Here is a 13,693-nt window from a genome sequence, read left to right as displayed (position 1 = left end):
CTTACGGGAGCAAGCCTGGCAGACCCGTGAAGGCGGGTAGATAGCAATGTGCGGCGCTCCGAACCCTGGATTGCCGCGTTCAGAGTATTGCTCATGAAACGCTATTCGTCGCCTCAGCCTTTGGTCTGATGCGTTTTTTTTAACCCAGGCTGTGTCAGGCTTCGCAAAAAGTCACCGAAACCGTCCCTCGGCAGCTGCTACAGATATTATGGTGATCACTCTCACTCTTCTTCCTCATGCTGCAGTTCAAACAACAGCAGCGAACGGCCAGTAACCGAATATTGGCGACCAAATTCAAAGCGTTCCTGGCCCCGAATCGACGGTTGATTGGTATCGATCATGCAAGTCCAGAAACCACCGTCAGGCACTTCCGGCAGCAGGAAGTTGACGATGTCATGGTGCGCGTTGACCACCAGCAGCAGGGTTGCGTCGGCACCCTTGCGGCGAATGCCGGTTTCCTGGGCGCGGCCATCGAGCAGTATGCCCATGCAGCGACCGTGGCCTTCTTCCCATTGCTTATTGGACATTTCGCTGCCGTCCGGGGCCAGCCAGGTCACGTCCTTGACGCCGATGTCCTCGTTGTAATTACCCACCAGGAAGCGTCCGCGCCGAAGGATCGGATAGGCCAGGCGCAACTTGATCAGGCGTTTGACGAACTTGAGCAGCGCCTTGCCGTCTTCGCTCATGTCCCAATTGACCCAACCGATCTCGCTGTCTTGGCAATAAGCATTGTTGTTGCCTTTCTGGGTGCGGGCGAACTCGTCGCCGGCCACCAGCATCGGCGTACCCTGGGACAGCAGCAGCGTGGCGAAGAAGTTGCGCATCTGCCGCAGGCGCAGGGCATTGATCTCGGGATCGTCGGTGGGGCCTTCGACGCCGTGGTTCCACGACAGGTTGTTGTTGCTGCCGTCCTGATTGTTCTCGTCGTTGGCCTCGTTGTGCTTGTCGTTGTACGACACCAGATCGTTGAGGGTGAAGCCGTCATGGGCGGTGACGAAGTTCAGCGAAGCATACGGTCGACGGCCGCGCTGGTTGAACATCTCACCGGAGGCGGTCATGCGGCTGGCGAAGTCGGCGAGCTGGCCGTCGTCACCTTTCCAGAACGCGCGCACGGTGTCGCGGAATTTGTCGTTCCATTCGACCCAGCCCGGCGGGAAGTTCCCGACCTGATAACCGCCGGGGCCACAGTCCCAGGATTCGGAAATCAACTTCACCTGACGCAGCACCGGGTCCTGGCGACAGGCGACGAGGAAGCTGTGCCGTTCGTCGAAGCCGTCATGGTAGCGGCCGAGGATGGTTGCCAGGTCGAAACGGAAACCGTCCACGTGCATTTCCGTGGCCCAGTAACGCAGCGAGTCAGTGACCATTTGCAGCACGCACGGGTGGCTCAGGTCCAGGGTGTTGCCGGTGCCGGAATCGTTGATGTAGTAGCGTTTGTCGTCGGGCCTCAAGCGGTAGTAAGAGGCGTTGTCGATGCCGCGCATGGACAGGGTCGGGCCTTGTTCGTTGCCCTCGGCGGTGTGGTTGTAGACCACGTCGAGGATCACTTCCAGATTGGCGTCGTGCAGGTGCGCGACCATCTCCTTGAACTCGGCGATCTTGCCGCTGGCCAGGTAGCGCGGGTCCGGGGCAAAGAACGCAATGCTGTTGTAACCCCAATAATTGGTCATGCCTTTGTGCAGCAGATGCTGGTCGTTGACGAAGGCATGGATCGGCAGCAACTCCACAGTCGATACGCCGAGCTTGCGGATGTGTTCCAGCACGTCATCGACCATCAACCCGGCGAAGGTGCCGCGCAGGTTCTCGGGAACGGCGGGGTGAAGCATGCTGAAACCGCGTACGTGAGTCTCATAAATGATCGTCTTGTCCCATGGCACGCTGACCCGATGGTCATGGCCCCAGGTGTGGGCCGGGTCGATCACTTTGCACTTGGGCACGAAGGGCGCGCTGTCCCGCTCATCGAAACTGAGGTCGGCGTCGGGGTGGCCGATGGTGAAGCCGAACAACGCTTCGGACCATTTCAATTGGCCGACCAACTGTTTGGCATAGGGGTCGATCAGCAGTTTGTTCGGGTTGAAGCGATGACCGTTGGCCGGGTCGTACGGCCCGTACACGCGATAGCCGTAGATCAGCCCCGGATGGGCGTCGGGCAAGTAGCCGTGGTAGGTCTCGTCGGTGTATTCCGGCAGCTCGATGCGCTCAAGTTCCACTTCACCGGCATCGTCGAAGATGCACAGTTCGACCTTGGTCGCGTTAGCCGAAAACAGCGCGAAATTGACCCCCAGGCCATCCCAGGTCGCGCCTGGCGGGAAGGGCAAGCCTTCACGGATTCGCGAGGCCTCGTGAGGTTCGGGCGCGGTTTTCTTTGGACTGGTCATAGCTGCTCCTGCAACGGTATTTTTCGAGGGCGAATGCGCTCTCGGTGGCGAGCGGGCTCGCCACGAAGTCAATCAGGACAAGACAGTGAAGCGTCAGACCTCGGGTGGTTTACGCGCGGTGCGCGGCTTTTTCACTGTGGTTTTTTCGCCCGGCGGGATCACTGCCGAAGCGGCAGCGGGTTTGGCTTTGGGCTTGGTGCGGGGTTTGGTTTCGAGGCCCTTGGCATTGACCAGCTTGCCGTCGGGCTTGCCGGCCGCGGGCTTGCTTGCGGTTTTGCTGCCGCTCGCTTTGGCTAGTTTGCCGGGCGCCAGGGCTTCGGCCTCGGCGAGTTTGCAGGCCATCTCCCAATGGCGGGTTTCCTGGCCCTCGGGTTTTCCTTCGGATTCCCAGATTTGATAGGCAAATTCGCGAATGCGTTTTTCGTCGGTACTCATCGCAATGCTCCTGAACTGAACTCAAGTTTGGGTAAAGAGATTGACCGGGAAATCCCCCAGCGCGGCGCCGACCATCAGCTCCTTGTGTTTTGTGACTGCGACGCTGGTAAAAAGTCCCTTCAGATTTTCTTCGGTGGCCGTGAACGGCAATTTGATTCGGGTATCGCCCCACAGCGACGCGTCAATCCGGGGGGCGGCACTGTTTTCCAGCAGTCCGGCACAACGTATCGGTACGGCCACGATTGCCCGTTTTCCCTGCCATTCTCGAGCAAACGCCAGTACCCGGTGAGCCTGGCTGCCAATCACTTCAAGGGCTTGGTAAGTGCCTTTTTGAAACAGTTCGGCATGCTCGGCACGCCGGTTCAGCGCCCGGGCGATCAGGGTTTGCTTGATGCGCCCGTCACGCCAGTTCGCCAACAGAGCGGGCAGGTCCAGCGGTAGGTGCATGGCCTGCTGACGGCTGACGTAATCCACCGGCCGGCGGTTATCCGGATCGACCAGCGAGAAGTCCCAGAACTCGTTGCCCTGATAGAGATCCGGCACCCCCGGCACGGTCATTCGCAGCAAGGTTTGCGCCAATCCATTCAGTGCACCCGGGACGGCAATGCATTGAGCGGCTGCCTCGATGGCCGCGCGCAATGGCTGACCTTCGGGGCTTAGCAGCAGGCGTTCGAGAAACCCGTGGGTCGCCTGTTCATATGCCTCGTTTGACGCGCTCCAGCTGCTTTGCAACTTGGCTTCGCGCAGGGCTTTGCGTTGCCACTGCCAGAGGCGTTTGGCGTAGTCCTCGAGCGCAGGTTGATCGTCGCTACACAATTCCAGTGGCCAACTGCCGAGGATTGCTTGATAGAGAATCAGCTCGTCGCCCGCCGAGGGCGCGCCGGGGTCGCTGCGCAGTTCACCCGCGAGGGTTCGCCAGTGCTCGACCTGTTCGGCGTACCAGGCGCTGCGCTCGCTTAACACCGCCAGCCGCGCGCGGGTGTCTTCACCGCGTTTGTGGTCGTGGGTCGCGGTGGCCAGCAGGTTGTCGGGGAATTCGGCGAGGCGATTGGCGCAGGCGGCATGGAAGTCGGCAACCGGGGCGCTGAACTGCTCGGTGTTGTAGCCGACATCGTTGCGCGACAGCAGCACCGCCGAGCGATAAAGCGCGGTGTCTTCCACCGCTTTGGCCGCTGTCGGTGAGGTCAGTTGCTGGAAGCGCACGCACGCATGCTTGAGCAGTTTGCGTGGACGGCCCACCGGGCGCTTGCACCAGGGTTGGCCACCGAGCCAGCCGGCCAGGCAATCGAGCACCGGCCAGTCGGCCTCGCCAAGGGTTTGCCTGGCACCGGCCATGGCCTGCTGGAAAAACACGTCATCCTGGGCCGCACGACCCAACGGGCTGATGTAAGTGCGGTACACCGGGAAGTGCACGATCAGTTCCTGCAAGGCCCGTCGGATCGCGCCGAGGGTCAGGTCCCGGGTCATCAGGTCGTCCCGGGCCACTTGCAACAGGGCATGGGCAACACTTTCGAAATCCCCGGCGAGGGAACCGTTGAGAATCTGCTGGCGCGCCAGTTGTGCTTCCTGGCGGAAATCGGCGGGCCGTTCGCTGTGCCGGCTCCAGAGTTCACCCAAGGTCTGGGTGCCTTCGGGGTCGTGTTGCAGCAGCGACAACTGGTTCATGAATTCGTAACCGGTACTGCCATCGACGCACCAGTCGCGGTGCAGGGTTTCGCCTTCGCCGAGGATCTTTTCGACGTAGATCGGCAGGTGTCGGCCGGGTGCCAGTCGATCAACTCGACGTCGCAGTTTGCGGCAGTAGCCCCGCGGGTCGGCGAGGCCGTCGATGTGGTCGATGCGCAGTCCGTCGACCAGACCTTCGGCCACCAGCTCGAAGATTTTTGCATGGGTCGCTTCGAACACCGCCGGCCGCTCGACGCGCAGGCCGCCCAGTTCATTGATATCGAAAAAGCGCCGCCAGTTGATGTCGTCCGCCGCGGTGCGCCAATTGGCCAGGCGATAACTCTGGCGCTCCAGCAGGTTATGCAGGCGCTGGAAACCGTCGGGAGTGAGCGAGTCGTAAGTGTCGAGGGTGTGCTGGATGGCGTGCAGAATGGCCGGATCACTGGCCAGTTCCCGCAGCTCGGCTTTCAGTGGAATCGCCAGGCTGTACACGTCGGACTGATAACTCAAGGTGTCGAAGCGGTCTGCCAGGGATTTGAGCCGTTCAGCCTGCTTGGCATTCAATTGGTCATTGGCCTTGAGCAGTTCGCCGTAGTCGGTGGGGCATATCGGGAAGTGGTGTTCATAGTGCTCGACATGAAAGGCGCCGCGCCGGGCATCGAAACGCAAGGACAGGGTGCCGTCCTGCAAGGCGATGCCGTAGTCGCTGCCCAGAAAAGGCAGCAGCAACTGGCCTTCCATCAACGGGTCGGGCGAGTGCCACTGAATGTCGAAGAACTCGCCGTAAGGGCTCAGCCGTCCCCATTCCAGCAAGTCGAGCCACCAGGGATTGTCGCCACCGCCGACGGCCATGTGGTTGGAAACGATATCGAGGATCAGCCCCATGTTCTGTTCGCGCAACGCTGCGACCAAACGGCGTAACGCCGCTTCGCCGCCCAGTTCAGGGTTGACCGTGGTCGGGTCTACCACATCGTAGCCGTGCATGGAGCCGGCGCGGGCGGCGAGCAGCGGTGAGGCATAGAGATGGCTGATGCCCAGGCTGGAAAAATACGGCACCAGTGGCACCGCTTGATCCAGGGTGAAGCCTTTATGAAATTGCAGCCGCAGGGTCGCCCGCAGCGGCTGGCTGAGCGGTTGATTCATTGGTCACGCTCGGCCGCCTGAAGTCGCGCGCAGGCGAGCAGTTCCAGGCGGCGGGCGGCGTCCGGATCATCGAGCAGGCTTTCGCTGTCGCCGGGCAATCGGCGGGACCAGTTGGGGTGGGTGTCGGTGGTGCCGGGCAGGTTGGCCTGCTGTTCGATACCCAGGGCATCTTCCAGCGGCAGCAACACCAGCGGCGCGCGGGTATGCCCGAGGAAGCGGATGGCGGCGTCGAGCACCTGATCGGTTTCATGGTGCTCTTCGCGAAAGTTCTGTGGGTCCTGGCTCAGGACCCGGCGCAAGCCTTCGCGCTCGCGTTCGCGATGTTGACGCCATTCAATTTCACCCGTGGCGTCGACCAGGCCCAGGCGTGCGCTCCAGTCGATATCGCGGCCATGCCACCAGCCATTGAGCGTCGGCAGGTCGTGGGTGCTGGTGGTGGCCAGGGCGTTGTCCGGCCAGTCGAGAATCGGTTTGAAGTGTGTGTTGTCCTGTTCGAACAACAGCACGCGCATGCCGAGGATCGAGCGCGCGATGAGTTTTTCGCGCAGGCCATCAGGCACGGTGCCGAGGTCTTCGCCGAGGACGATGGCCTGATGCCGATGGGATTCGAGGGTCAGAAGGCGCAGCAGATCATCCACCGGATAATAAAGGTACGCTCCGTCGCTGGGCGGTGCGTCTTTAGGGATCACCCATAGCCGTTGCAGGCCCATGACGTGATCGATGCGCAGGCCGCCGGCATGGGCGAAATTGGCCCGCAGCATTTCGATGAACGCGCGAAAGCCGTTACGCACCAGACCTTCGGGTGAAAACGCGGAAATCCCCCAGCCCTGGCCAGTGCGGTTGAGGATGTCGGGTGGCGCACCCACGGTCAGCGAGGCGAGTAATTCGTCCTGGCGACTCCAGGCCTGGCTGCCGCCGCCGTCAGCGCCCACCGCCAGGTCGGCGATCAGGCCGATGCCCATGCCAGCACCACGGGCGGCGGTTTGTGCGCGCTCCAGGCTGCGCGCAATCAGCCATTGGCAGAATGCGTAATAGCCGATGCGGGCCGAGTTCTCTTCGGCAAATTGCGCCAGAGCGGCGCTGCGCGGGTTACGCCATTGCTCGGGCCACTCGCGCCAGTCGAGGCTTTCACCGCGCCTTGCACGGGCTTCCTGGATCGCTTCGAAGCGGCAATGATTTTCCAGCGCTTCGCCACCGGCGTGACGGAAGCTGCTGAAGTCGGCATGCAAGGGGTGTGCGCCGTGGGTGAATCCTTCGTACAAGGCTTCCAGCAAGCGATGTTTGGCCTCGGCGGCGGTGGGCCAGTCGATGAGCTGTAAGGTTTCCAGATGCTTGAGTTCGCCAGCCAGGCCCGTGGCGTCGATTGCGGTGCGCAGGGCACGCTCACCGAGAATCGCGCCGGGCGCTGCGTACAGGCTATTGAGAAACAGACGGCTGGACGGCGAGTAAGGGCTGTAGCGCTGGGTGTCGCCGCTGAACATCGCATGCAGCGGGCTGATCGCTAATGCTTCGGCGCCCCGTTCGCCGGCCACCCGGGCCAGATCTTCGAGGGCCTGGGTATCGCCGAAACCGCCATCGCCGGGGCGGCGCAGCGAATACAATTGCACGCTCAGGCCCCAGGCGCGCGGGGTTTGACTGTCAACGGCTTCGCCGACGCTGTAGCAGCGCTCGGGCGCCACCGCCAGGGTGAACGACTGATCGTCGATGCTGACGTGCTGATAACCCACCGGCACCAAACCGGGCAAAACAGCGTTGTCATCGAGCTTGAGGTTGAGCCGCGAGCCGTCTTCGAGATGGATCTCACACGGGGTTTGCGGTGCAAAGTAGTGGGCCAGATCAAGACCGACACCAACGTCGCAGGTCAGCAGCGGCGGCAGGTGCCGGGTTTGCTGTGCCTCCAGCAGTTGCAGCAGGCTGGCGTCGATTTCCTGGGCGGTGCTGGCGGGATGGCCAAGCCCGGCCAGCACTGAACGCAGCACCGCCGGCGTGACTTTTTGTGGACGGCCGTTGGCGTCGATCCAGTCGACGGCCAGGCCGGCTCGGCTGGCCAGTATTTCCAGTTGCGCATCGCTCATGGTCGCTCTCCATCCGGGGGTAGCAAAGGGGCTGCGGCTGTGAGGCTGACGAGCGCGCAATACGGGGCAAGGGTGCCCTGATCCAACAGACCGGCCGAGTGCGGCGGGTATTCGAACAGCAGTGTCGCGTCGGCCTGTGGGGAGTGGACCACGGCTGCGTCGCTGAGGTTCAGGTCAATGCGCAACTGACTGCCATCGCCCAGCCGCCAGCGTGCCGACACCGCGCCCTCGGCCAGTACCTGCGCCCCCAGCGCGTGGGCACCGGGCAGGTGCGGGATGATGTGTTGATGGCGGATTTGCAGCAGTCGACGATACAGCTCATGAATGGCCGGTTGCCGGGTGGTGGTCAGCTTCGGCCGCGACGCTTCGAAAGTCTGCATCGCGTTCGGGTCGGGAATCTGCTCGCGTTTGTGCGGGTCGGCAAAGGCGCTGAAGGCTGCGAATTCATTGCGTCGACCTTCGCGCACCAACTCCGCCAGCTCACCATGGTGGCTGGTGAAAAACAGGAACGGTTGCTCGGCGGCGAACTCATCGCCCATGAACATCAGCGGAATCATCGGCGACAACAGCAGTAACACGGTGGCGGCACAGAGGGCCTCAGGCCGGGCCAGTTGATGCAAGCGCTCACCAAAGGCGCGGTTGCCGATCTGGTCGTGGTTCTGCAAAAAAAGCACGAAGGCCGTCGGCGGCAAGTGACCGCTCGGCTCACCGCGCGGCGTACCGTGGCGGGTGATATGGCCTTGAAACACGAAGCCCTGGCTCAGGCAACGGGCCAGTTGTTCGGTGGGGTTTTGGGCATAGTCGGCGTAATAGGCATCGGTTTCACCGGTAAGCAACACGTGCAGGGCGTTATGACCGTCGTCGTTCCACTGCGCGTCGAAACCTTGCTCCAGCAGGCTGGCCTGGTTGTGCTCGTTTTCCGCCATCAGCCACACATGCCGCGCCGGATTGATATGTTGGCGAACCCGTTGCGCCAGCTCTTGAAGGAAGTCCGGGTCTTCGATGGCATGCACTGCATCCAGGCGCAGGCCGTCGAAGCGGTATTCCAGCAACCACATCAGCGCATTGTCGATAAAGAAGTCACGCACCTCGCGCCGGCGGAAGTCGATGGCTGCGCCCCACGGCGTGTGTTGGTCTTCGCGGAAAAAACCTTTGGCGTAGCGATGCAGGTAATTGCCGTCCGGGCCGAAGTGGTTGTAGACCACGTCGAGAATCACCGCCAGGCCATAGCCGTGGGCCGTATCGATCAGGTGTTTGAGTTGTTCGGGCGAACCGTAGGAGGCCTGCGGTGCGTAAGGCAGAACCCCGTCATAGCCCCAATTGCGCTCGCCGGGAAACTGCGCCAACGGCATCAGTTCGATGGCGGTAATCCCCAACTCGACCAAGCGCGCCAGATGCTGCTCGACCTCGCTGAAACCGCCGAGCGCACCAACATGCAGTTCGTAGATCACCGCTTCGTTCCATGGCCGACCTTGCCAGGCAGTGTGTTGCCAGCGATAGGCGAGGGGATCGACCACCACGCTGGGGCTGTCGATATCGCCCGCCTGGGCGCGGGAGGCCGGGTCCGGCACCTCCAGTTCGCCATCGATGTTGTAGCGGTAGCGGGTACCCGCGGGACAGCGGGTCTTGATCACAAACCAGCCGTCGGCCTGAGGCAGCAGCGGCAGGGATTGTCCGTTTTCCAGTTCAAGACTGACGTAAAACGCATCTGGCGCCCACAAGGCAAAACGCGTGTGTTCAGCGTCCAGCATGATTGCGCCGTGGGGCCAGGTTTCAAGAGTCCGTAACGGCATCGTTGAAAACCTCTTACTGTTTGCCCGATTTACCCAGCGCTTTAGCCACCAGTTGTTCGTAGAGTTCGGCGTAGGGTTCGACCGCCTTGCACCAGTTGAAAGGCGCCGCCATGGCCCGGCAACGCATGGCGTTGAGCAGGCCGGGGAAGGCGAACACCTTGAACGCGCGGCTCAGGGCTTCGCGATAGCTCTCCACGGTGGATTCGTCGAAAAGAAAACCGGTCACGCCGTTTTCAATGGTGTCGGCCAGGCCGCCGGTATTGCGCGCCACCGGCAATGAACCGAAGCGCTGGGCGTACATCTGGCTCAGGCCGCAAGGTTCGTAACGCGAAGGCATCAGCAGGAAATCACTGCCGGCAAACATCCGGCGGGCGTCGGTTTCATTGAAGCCGATGTGCACGCCGATTTGCCCGGGGAAGCGCAACGCCAGCTCACGCATGGCTTGTTCTTCTTCCGGTTCGCCGCGGCCGATAATCGCAATCTGGCCGCCATTGGCGACAATGTATTCGGCCACCGCTTCGGTCAGGTCCAGGCCTTTCTGGTAGACAAGCCGCGAGACCACGGCGAACAGCGGGCCTTCGGAATCATCCAGGCCGAATAACCGGCGAACGTGCGCCGCGTTGACCGCTTTGCCGTCCCAGTCGCCGATGCCGAACGGGTGGAACAGGTGCGGATCGGTGGCTGCGTCCCAGCTTTCATCGATGCCATTGGGAATCCCGCTGAGCAGACCTTGCTGGGTCTTGGCGGCGAGAAAACCGTCGAGGCCGCAGCCGAAGGCCGGTGTGGTGATTTCCTGGGCATAGGTGGCGCTGACGGTGGTGATGTGGCTCGAGTAGGCCATGCCGGCCTTGAGGAACGACATCTTGCCGTAAAACTCCATGCCTTCCTGCTGCAAGGCATGCACGGGAATACCGAGTTCCGGGCATGAGCCGAGGCTGGTGACGCCTTGGTACGCCAGGTTATGGATGGTGAACAGGGTCGGGGTGCGTTGGCCACGCCAGTGCATATAGGCAGGGGCCAGGCCGGCGGGCCAATCGTGTGCATGCACCAGATCCGGGCACCAGTGAATTTGTGCGAGGTTGGCGGCGATATCGGCGGCCGCAAGCCCCAGGCGGGCGAAACGAATATGGTTGTCTGGCCAGTCACGGCCGTTGTTGGCGCCGTAGGGTGAACCTTCGCGCTCGTACAGTTCAGGGCAGATCAACACGTAAATGACCAGGCCGTCAGGCATGTCCATGCGCCCGATCTTGCAGGGCGGCAACGCGGCGTGCCCGCCCAGTTCACCGATGATATGAATCGGATTTTCGCTGTTCAGCACTTGCGGGTAACCGGGGATCAACACCCGGACATCGTGCAGGTGAGCCATGGCTCGCGGCAGCGCGGCGGAAACGTCTCCCAGGCCACCGGTCTTCACCAGATCGGCAATCTCCGAGGTGACGAACAACACTTTTTTCTTGTTGGGATTCTGACGGACTACCGGTGCCAACGCCTTGGTGACCGGGACGCTGACCGATTTGGCGGTAAGGGCTCCCACGGTGCTGGCTTCGCCGACCTGTTGATGAGCACGTTCTCCCTGAACATCTAACGCCGTATTGATCATATGCATCTCCCCGTGTTGTTGATCTGATTCCAAACCTGGCACAAACGGTGTTGGCCAATTCCTGTGGCCGGGCGCAAACGCGCTACGCATCGGTGAGCAAGTGCTGCCCATGCGCTGAAGCTCAATGGGTGAAGTGGCTGTTGCAAGGAATGCACCAGTCGCTGTGCCCTACCTTTCAGCTGACCTGAAGCCAATACGAAAAGTTTCTATTTATTTCACCGAATGACCAGTCGGTTTTATTCCCCGAAAACAGTCTAGGCCAGAACCTAGAGGGGGGTGGTCAACCGGACAAATTGTTCGACAATCGGTTGGGGGAGGGTACAAAACACACGGGGTTTATGGGGGAACGCACCGACGAAGGGCAGGTTTGTTTTTTTGGGTGGGTCAAGACGGGACCGGGAAGTCACGATAGTTGGGCACGATGGAATAGGGATTGCACCATTGTGGTGCGCAGGATTTAGGAGGGTGTGGTGGATTTGAGGGACTCTTCGCGGGCAGGCCTCGCTCTCACAGGGGAATGCATTTCACATGTGGGCGCGCGGCTTGCCCGCGAAGAACGATAACGCCGTCTCAGCCCAGCAACCGAATCGGCGCCCCGGCCGCCCAAGCCTGAATGTCCTCGATCATCTGCGAAAAGAACAGCTGATAGTTCTGTCGGCTGACGTACCCGACATGGGGCGTGGCCAACACATTGTCCAGGGTTCTGAACGGATGATGGCGGGGCAACGGCTCGTGCTCGAACACGTCCAGGGCCGCGCCCGCCAGGCGTTTTTTCTGCAGGGACTTGATCAGTGCCGCTTCATCGACAATCGGCCCGCGCGCGGTATTGACCAGCCATGCCGTGGGCTTCATCCAGTCCAGCGCCTGAGCGTCCACCAGCCCTCGGCTGCGCTCGCTGAGCACCAGATGGATCGACAGCACATCGGCCTGCTCGAACAGTTCCTGCTTGCTGACATAGGTCACGCCGACTTCGGCCGCTCGTTCACTGGTGAGGTTTTCGCTCCACGCAATGACGCGCATGCCGAACACCTGGCCGAATTGGGCAACCCGTTGACCGATACTGCCCAGGCCGAGGATCGCCAGCGTCTTGCCCTGCAAGTCGCCACCCAGGCCTTGCTGCCAAAAGCCCGCGCGCAAGGCGTTGGCTTCGGCCACCAGGTTGCGGGTCGCGGCCATGATCAGTGCCCAGGTCAGTTCTGGCGCGGCATGTTTGTAGCTGTCGGTGCCGCAGACCTGGATGCCCAGCGCGGCGGCGGCCTTAAGGTCCAGGGCGGCGTTGCGCATGCCGCCGGTGACCAACAGTTTGAGGGTGGGCAAGCGGCGCAGCAGGTCTTCGTCGAACCGGGTGCGCTCGCGCATCACACAGATCACCTCGAATGCGCCCAAGCGCTCGGCCAGGGTTTCGTTATCGGCCGGGTAGTCATGGATAAAACTCACCTGGCCGATGCTGTCCAGCACTGACCAGTCCACCACGTCGCGCGCTACGTCCTGCCAGTCATCGATCACCGCAATCTGCACCGCCATCAGCCTTACCTCATCAACGAACGGGATTGGTTTTGTTCAGCCAGCCGAGCAACGCCTGATGAAACTTCGCCGGCTCCTCCATCTGCGGCGCGTGGCCCAGACCCGGGAATTCAATCAGTGTCGATTGGGGGACCAGCTTCGCCACTTGCTTGCCGAGTACATCGTAATGACCGATTTTCGCCTTGACCTCGGGCGGTGCGATGTCTTTGTTGATGGCCGTGGTGTCGGAGGTGCCGATCAACAGCAGGGTCGGCACTTTCAGGTCCTTGAACTCGTAGTACACCGGCTGGTTGAAGATCATGTCGTAAATCAGCGCCGAGTTCCACGCCACCGCTGTTTTGCCCGGTCCTTTGGCCAGGCCTGCGTACATGTTCACCCAGCGGTCAAACTCGGGCTTCCAGCGGCCGTCGTAATAGGTGGTGCGTTGGTAGTCATGAATACCTTGCGCGGTCACTTTCAGCTCGCGCTCATACCATTGATCGACCGAGCGATATGGCACGCCGAGGGCTTTCCAGTCTTCCAGGCCGATGGGGTTGACCAGCGCCAGTTGTTCGACCTGATCGGGGTATTGCAGCGCATAGCGGGTGGCGAGCATGCCGCCGGTGGAGTGGCCGAGCAGGGTCGCCTTTTGTATGCCGAGGGCTTTGAGCAGTTGCTGAGTGTTGCTCGCCAGTTGCTGGAAACTGTACTGATAGTGGTCCGGTTTACTGGAGGTGCAGAAGCCGATCTGGTCCGGGGCGATGACCCGGTAACCGGCCTCGCTCAGTGCCTTGATCGAGCTGTCCCAGGTGGCTGCGCAGAAATTCTTGCCATGCATCAACACCACGCTGCGGCCGTTGGCCTTGCCTTGGGCGGCAACGTCCATGTAGCCCATTTGCAGGGATTTGCCCTGGGATTGAAAGGCGAAATGCTTGACCGTGTAGGGGTAGTCAAAGCCCTGGAGTTCCAGGCCGTATTCTGGTGTTTCGGCCTGGGCCTGGTTCTGGGCATAAACGAGAACCGGCAGTGCCGCCGTTAGCAGCAGGCCGGGTAACCAGCGGGAAAGGATGGGCGACATGGGGAAACTCCACAGGAAATCCG

General features: G+C 61.5%; 8 protein-coding genes. All 8 read right to left on the bottom strand.

Annotated elements, in window-relative coordinates; all coding sequences use genetic code 11:
- Positions 1 to 221: 221 nt before the first annotated feature.
- The 8 genes from glgX to AC07V0_RS13735 all read right to left on the bottom strand — a co-directional run bounded on the left by glgX (position 222) and on the right by AC07V0_RS13735 (position 13,670).
- On the bottom strand, positions 222 to 2,378 hold the full coding sequence (glgX, locus tag AC07V0_RS13770; protein ID WP_495019639.1) for a glycogen debranching protein GlgX: 2,157 nt from the start codon (positions 2,376 to 2,378) through the stop codon (positions 222 to 224).
- 93 nt (positions 2,379 to 2,471) lie between these two features.
- Complete coding sequence (locus tag AC07V0_RS13765; protein WP_495019638.1) at positions 2,472 to 2,813, bottom strand: DUF2934 domain-containing protein; 342 nt, start codon at positions 2,811 to 2,813, stop codon at positions 2,472 to 2,474.
- A gap of 21 nt (positions 2,814 to 2,834) precedes the next feature.
- Positions 2,835 to 5,621 carry a malto-oligosyltrehalose synthase gene (locus AC07V0_RS13760; protein ID WP_495019637.1) on the bottom strand — a complete coding sequence of 929 codons (2,787 nt, stop codon included), beginning with the start codon at positions 5,619 to 5,621 and terminating at the stop codon, positions 2,835 to 2,837.
- Positions 5,618 to 7,696: a 4-alpha-glucanotransferase gene (malQ, locus tag AC07V0_RS13755; RefSeq protein WP_086946118.1), complete on the bottom strand. Its 2,079-nt coding sequence runs from the start codon at positions 7,694 to 7,696 to the stop codon at positions 5,618 to 5,620. The genes AC07V0_RS13760 and malQ overlap by 4 nt, the downstream gene beginning before the upstream one ends.
- On the bottom strand, positions 7,693 to 9,489 hold the full coding sequence (gene treZ / locus AC07V0_RS13750; protein ID WP_495019636.1) for a malto-oligosyltrehalose trehalohydrolase: 1,797 nt from the start codon (positions 9,487 to 9,489) through the stop codon (positions 7,693 to 7,695). Before treZ ends, malQ begins: the two co-directional genes overlap by 4 nt.
- A 13-nt stretch (positions 9,490 to 9,502) precedes the next feature.
- Complete coding sequence (gene glgA / locus AC07V0_RS13745; protein ID WP_018926120.1) at positions 9,503 to 11,089, bottom strand: glycogen synthase GlgA; 1,587 nt, start codon at positions 11,087 to 11,089, stop codon at positions 9,503 to 9,505.
- 570 nt (positions 11,090 to 11,659) lie between these two features.
- Positions 11,660 to 12,613, bottom strand: a complete 954-nt coding sequence (locus AC07V0_RS13740; protein ID WP_495019635.1) for a D-2-hydroxyacid dehydrogenase family protein — start codon at positions 12,611 to 12,613, stop codon at positions 11,660 to 11,662.
- Positions 12,614 to 12,626: 13 nt separating this feature from the next.
- Complete coding sequence (locus AC07V0_RS13735; RefSeq protein ID WP_018926118.1) at positions 12,627 to 13,670, bottom strand: alpha/beta fold hydrolase; 1,044 nt, start codon at positions 13,668 to 13,670, stop codon at positions 12,627 to 12,629.
- Between the last annotated feature and the right edge of the window lie 23 nt (positions 13,671 to 13,693).

It is taken from the genome of Pseudomonas sp. GW821-FHT01E10 (assembly GCF_059422365.1).
Note: the sequence above shows the minus strand (reverse complement) of the source record. Positions and strands in the feature narration are given on the sequence as shown.

Bases quoted from the DNA above. Each gene is read 5' to 3' on its own strand.
- AC07V0_RS13760 (WP_495019637.1), bottom strand. From the start codon at position 5,621: ATGAATCAACCGCTCAGCCAGCCGCTGCGGGCGACCCTGCGGCTGCAA.
- glgA (WP_018926120.1), bottom strand. From the start codon at position 11,089: ATGATCAATACGGCGTTAGATGTTCAGGGAGAACGTGCTCATCAACAG.
- treZ (WP_495019636.1), bottom strand. From the start codon at position 9,489: ATGCCGTTACGGACTCTTGAAACCTGGCCCCACGGCGCAATCATGCTG.
- glgX (WP_495019639.1), bottom strand. From the start codon at position 2,378: ATGACCAGTCCAAAGAAAACCGCGCCCGAACCTCACGAGGCCTCGCGA.
- AC07V0_RS13740 (WP_495019635.1), bottom strand. From the start codon at position 12,613: ATGGCGGTGCAGATTGCGGTGATCGATGACTGGCAGGACGTAGCGCGC.
- AC07V0_RS13735 (WP_018926118.1), bottom strand. From the start codon at position 13,670: ATGTCGCCCATCCTTTCCCGCTGGTTACCCGGCCTGCTGCTAACGGCG.
- AC07V0_RS13765 (WP_495019638.1), bottom strand. From the start codon at position 2,813: ATGAGTACCGACGAAAAACGCATTCGCGAATTTGCCTATCAAATCTGG.
- malQ (WP_086946118.1), bottom strand. From the start codon at position 7,696: ATGAGCGATGCGCAACTGGAAATACTGGCCAGCCGAGCCGGCCTGGCC.